Consider the following 3791-nt stretch of genomic DNA (forward strand, 5'->3'; position numbering starts at 1 on the left):
GAGTGCCTTGAGCGCGGGCCCGTACACCGACAGAGCCTCGGTGAAGCGGTAGATCGTCGGGTCCGCCATCACCTCCGGCGGAGTACCGCGGCTCGGTTGCAGGGCCAGACTCTCCGCCACGGCCTCGTCCAGGCCGAGGAGTTCGCACACCGACCGCGCCTGCTCGGCGGACATCGGGTGTTGGCCCAGCAGGGCCGCGGTGGTCCACACCAGCGGTGCGCCCAGGTGATCGGCCAGTTCTGCCCAGGTGCGTCCCTGACGGATGCGGGCGGACTCCACGTGGGCCGCGGCGTCGTGCTTGGACATGATGGGGGTCATCGGGGTTCCTCTCGGATGGGGTCGTGTGTCGCTCAGACCGAGGCGGGCTCGCGGTCGGCCTCACGCTCGGCCGGCTCCTCCGGCAGCGGCCGCTGCGCCTTGGTGCGGGCGTGGGTGACGTACAGGGTCAAACCCACAAAGCAGAGCCCGCCGACGAGGTTGCCGATGACAGTGGGGATCTCGTTCCACACCAGGTAGTCGGCCAGCGAGAACTCGCCGCCGAGCATCAGGCCGGTCGGGAACAGGAACATGTTGACCACCGAGTGCTCGAATCCCATGTAGAAGAACAGCATCACGGGCATCCACATGGTCAGCGCCTTGCCGCTCACGCTGGTGGACATCATCGCCGCCACTACGCCCGTCGAGACCATCCAGTTGCACAGCACTCCCCGGAAGAACAGGGTCAGCATCCCGGCCGCCCCGTGCTCGGCGTAGCCGAGAGTCCGGGACTCACCGATCTCGCCGAGACGCTGGCCCACCTCGTCCGGGGCGACATTGAACCCGTAGGTGGTGATGAAGGCGATGAGGAACGCCACGGTGAGGGCACCGGCGAAGTTGCCCAGGAATACCAGGCCCCAGTTCCGGAGCATGCCCCGGACCGTGACCCCCTTGCGCTTGTCCAGCAGTGCCAGCGGGACGAGCGTGAACACCCCGGTCAGCAGATCGAAGCCCAGCAGGTACAGGAGGATGAAGCCGATGGGGAAGAGCACCGCCCCGAGGAGCGCGCTGCCGGTCTGGACCGTGACGGTGATGGCGAACGCTGCGGCCAGGCCCAGGATGGCGCCTGCCATGAAGCTCCGGATGAGCGTGTCACGCGTGGACATGCGGACCTTGCTCGCTCCGGCGTCGATCATCGCGCGGGTGAAGTCCGAGGGTTGGACGTAGGACACTTCGTTGCCTCCAGCTGTGCGGCGGGCGTGCGGACGTACCGGAGTGAGTGTGGCCGAGCTATGTGACGCGGTCGTTACCCCGGACCGCACACCGGTAACCGAGCCCTCACCTCGCGCCGGCCGCACGGTGAGGTGAGAGTTCGGCCCCCCGTGGAACCAGACAGGCCGGCGCGCCGTCAGACACTGTGACGGCGCGGGAGGAAGGACCGGTGTGGGGTACACGATCGGCCGGGTCAGACGGTGGGATGCCGGGGGCGTGACGACGGCGAGCTCCGCCGTCGCAGAGCGGATGGCGCTGGCTGTCGAGGCCCGGACGGCCCTGGCTGCCGGGCGCTCAGCGCTGGACGTGGGCTGGAACGGCGTGGCAGCCGATGCGGTCCTGGACGCCGCCGAGGGCGAGAAGGTGCACGTCACCAAGCTCGCGGACGGTCTCGGGGAGCTGGCTGACGCCCTCTCCCGGGCCGCCGCCGCGGTGGGGCCGGCGGTGCAGGCGGTTCGTGACCGGGTCGACGAGGCCGAGGCCGCCGGGCTCGTGGTGGGCGAGGACTCCGTGGGACCGGCTCCCGGCCGCGACGAGATCACCCAGGAGGTCGTTGACAGGCATGTCGAGGCGCTCGGCCAGGCGTTGGCCACCGTCGGGTCGCTGGATCAGCACTACGGCCGGGAGATCGACGCCATTGCCGGGATGATGCATCGGGCCATCCCGACCGAGGTGGACAGGGCGACCATCCCTGGGCCGGATGCGGTGATTCTCGGAACCGCCATCACCGCGGGTAGCGGGGCCGTCAGAGAAGGGGCGTCTGCTCTCGCGGACGAGCACGACCCCGAGACCAGGGGCAGGCACAAGGCCGATCCGATGCCCGATGACGCCGGGCGCCGGGCCGCCGGACTGCTTCGGCGAGCCGGCCGGCTCGCCGGGCCCGCGGGCGGGGGGTTCACGGCGTACGAGGGCGTCACGGGGTATGCCAGGGGGGAGACCACTGCCGAGGAGGCGATTCTCGAGACGGGCGGGGCTCTTGGCGGCGGCATGGCCGGCGGGGCCCTTGCCGGAGCGGCTGCGGGGTCGTTCTTCGGGCCAGTGGGCACGTTCATCGGGGCGGGAATCGGCGCCGGGGTCGGTGCGTGGGCGGGACAGGAAGTCGGCGGCGCGGTGCACGATGCCGTATACGACGCCGGCCCAGATGCGGAAGGAACCGAGGATGGCAACTGAGCCGGACGGTTGCCCGGCCGAGGAAGGCGATCCGCCGTTCTCACGCTGGGCGGACATCAAGAAGCGTTTCGTGGCGAGTTTGTGGCATGACATACAGAACCGGACGCAGTTCCTCCTGGGGGTTGCACTGTTCATCGTCGGCCTGGTCTGGGCGGCGTTCTTCTAGAAGAACTCGCGCGGCCATGCCGGCTGCGGCCGCGTGCCAAGGGTTCCCGCGCCGGGGGTTCCCGCGCCAGCGGCGCGGTCGTATGATTTGCACGATGAACGGCATTAATGATAATGGGACGCCTACTGGTCCTCACGTCGTGCGCGCAGGCCAGGGCGACGTGACGGGCGAACCCGGACTGCTGGACCGGTACCTCATCGAGAGCCAGGTATCCGGCGGCCGGGTCGCGATCGTCGAGCACATCGTGAACCCCAGGACGTTGGCCGCCCCGATGCACCGGCACAGCCGGGAAGACGAATACACATTCGTGCTGGCGGGCACCATCGGCTTCATCGAGGAGGGCGTCGAGATCACGGCGACGCCGGGGGACCTCCTCGCCAAGCCGCGCGGTCGCTGGCACACGTTCTGGAATGCTGGCGACGACGAACTCCGTGTGCTCGAGATCATCGTGCCGGGCGGCCTCGAGGCATTGTTCCGCCGCCTCGCCGAGCCGGGAGGGGGGTACTCGCCCGATACGCTCCCCTCGCTCGCTGCCGAGTACGGCGCGGAGATCGACTTCGAGGCGACGATGCCGCTGGTGGAGCGGCACGGGTTGGCGTTCTAGGAGTGGACGTCGGTCGGGCAAGGGCCCGTCGTCATGATCCAGCGATTGGCCGTCCGACGACCCGGCCGACATAGGCGGTCTCCTGCTGCTGCTCCTGTTCGGCGGCGGCGGCGTCGGGAGGCGGCGTTCGTCCCAGAACCGCGGGGGCGACCTTGACCGGTTCCCCGATGATCTCCGAGGTGTTGGTGGCGTTGGTCAGGTATCCGGCCGGCGTGTGACCGCGTCGGCCCTCGTTCTGTCCGGCCCCTGCCGCGCCCATCATGCCCATCGGCATCATCCCTGCGCGGCTGGCCTGGGAACCACCATGTGACGACGAGAACGCCCCTGCGGGTGCTCCCGCAGGTCCCGAGCCCGCCGACATGCCGCCGCCGCCCGGTACTCCTGCCGTCGGTCCGCCGGTTCCGACGCCGCCCGGGCTCCCGAAGCCCGCCAGGGTGCCTGCGCCACCCATCCTGGCCGCCCCGGCTCCTGCTCCCGCAGCCCCGGCGCCTCCGCCGAGCATTCCGGCAGCGGTACCGAAGCCGCGATCACGCTGGGATCCGTTGCGGATCCCCCGCGCTCCCGCGGCGCCCCCGCCTGCTCCTATTGGCTGCCCGTTCGCTC

At 70.1% G+C, this 3791-nt stretch carries 5 protein-coding genes and 1 pseudogene; 3 read left to right on the top strand and 3 right to left on the bottom strand.

Features of this window, described 5'->3' with window-relative positions; all coding sequences use genetic code 11:
• Both G6031_RS18250 and G6031_RS18255 read right to left on the bottom strand, forming a co-directional pair.
• On the bottom strand, window positions 1–318 hold a 318-nt coding region (locus G6031_RS18250), incomplete at its 3' end, for a cyanate hydratase (protein WP_182654046.1).
• Between the two features lie 32 nt (window positions 319–350).
• Window positions 351–1208, bottom strand: a complete 858-nt coding sequence (locus tag G6031_RS18255; protein WP_182639678.1) for a formate/nitrite transporter family protein — start codon at window positions 1206–1208, stop codon at window positions 351–353.
• A 211-nt stretch (window positions 1209–1419) separates the two neighbouring features.
• Here G6031_RS18255 and G6031_RS18260 point away from each other — a divergent pair, with 211 nt between their 5' ends.
• From G6031_RS18260 to G6031_RS18270, 3 genes are all read left to right on the top strand, one after another.
• Entirely contained in the window at window positions 1420–2418 is a 999-nt protein-coding gene (locus G6031_RS18260; RefSeq protein WP_182654047.1) for a hypothetical protein, read from the top strand.
• On the top strand, window positions 2408–2584 hold the full coding sequence (locus G6031_RS18265) for a hypothetical protein (RefSeq protein WP_182617201.1): 177 nt from the start codon (window positions 2408–2410) through the stop codon (window positions 2582–2584). Before G6031_RS18260 ends, G6031_RS18265 begins: the two co-directional genes overlap by 11 nt.
• Window positions 2585–2723: 139 nt before the next feature.
• Window positions 2724–3188, top strand: a complete 465-nt coding sequence (locus G6031_RS18270; RefSeq protein ID WP_182644721.1) for a cupin domain-containing protein — start codon at window positions 2724–2726, stop codon at window positions 3186–3188.
• 31 nt (window positions 3189–3219) lie between these two features.
• On the opposite strand, the pseudogene G6031_RS18710 reads toward G6031_RS18270, so the two are convergent.
• Window positions 3220–3791: pseudogene (locus tag G6031_RS18710) on the bottom strand (hypothetical protein); the annotation flags it as partial.

The sequence above is a fragment of the Dietzia sp. CQ4 genome (assembly GCF_014145125.1).
GTDB lineage: Bacteria > Actinomycetota > Actinomycetes > Mycobacteriales > Mycobacteriaceae > Dietzia > Dietzia natronolimnaea.